Source organism: Vreelandella glaciei, assembly GCF_013415125.1.
Lineage (GTDB): Bacteria > Pseudomonadota > Gammaproteobacteria > Pseudomonadales > Halomonadaceae > Vreelandella > Vreelandella glaciei.
Genome location: NZ_JACCDE010000083.1, coordinates 1 through 1,004, shown reverse-complemented (window position 1 = coordinate 1,004; position 1,004 = coordinate 1). Strand labels below are relative to the sequence as shown.

Here is a 1,004-nt window from a genome sequence, read left to right as displayed (position 1 = left end):
TAGAGGCGGGTTTGCGCCCAGACATGCGCTTTGTACCGCTCAAAAGCGTCGAGCAGCAGGATATTCAGAGCCTGCACCGCATTCGGGAAAGGTACATTCATCAGCGCACCCAGTTGATCAATCAAGTTCATGGACTATTACAGGAATACGGTGTGATTAGCGGTCGTGGTCAGAAGGCATTAAAGCAACGTGTATGGCGCGCCCTAGAAGATGCCGACAACGAACTCTCAATGCTGATGCGTGACTTACTCGCTGAACAAATGACGGAGCTGGATCGGCTCAATGAGCGTATTCAGTCACTGGATAAACGGGTGGAGCAGATGAGTCACGCCGTGGGGCCTTGTCGCCAACTCCTGGCGATAGAGGGTGTGGGGCCGGTGGTCGCCACCCAGCTCTATAGCGCCCTCGGTAACGGCGACGCGTTTAAGAAAGGTCGCCAAGCGTCAGCCTATCTGGGGTTAACGCCGACACAACACAGCAGTGGTGGCATCGCGAAGATCAAGGGCATTGGCCGAACGGGTCAAGTCTCCCTGAAAGCTGCCCTGATACGTGGCGCACACTCGGTCATCAACACCGTGGGTGACAAACAGGATGCTAAAAGTCGTTGGCTACGATCCCTGGTCGCTCGCGTTGGCAAGAACAAAGCGGCTGTTGCGTTAGCGAACAAGACAGTACGAACCGCCTGGGCGGTTCTGCACAGCGGTCAGTCCTATTGTAGAGAGTTTAACGACGGTTCAGCGCTGATGGTGAGCTAAGCGGTAGCACCATCAGCGCCTAAGCGCCGACAGGCGGCTACCTTGTTGCTGAGCAACGATGGATGAAAAACAGGTCAGACCGGCCTTCTCGAAACCTGATCATTGCGATGGCTGAAAAAGCCTATCGTTCGTTGAGGAGAGAAGGTGCGCGACGTTCATCAGGGTCAGGGGATAGCGTCCCCATTAAGAGACCGACTATACGCACGCATCGGCTTATGTTGTTCATCATCGGAGCTTGCAACCGGGGAG

General features: G+C 55.2%; 1 protein-coding gene. It reads left to right on the top strand.

The features are described from left to right. The coding region (locus HZS80_RS23225; protein ID WP_179917462.1) for an IS110 family RNA-guided transposase at positions 1 to 755 on the top strand (755 nt) is incomplete at its 5' end. Between the last annotated feature and the right edge of the window lie 249 nt (positions 756 to 1,004).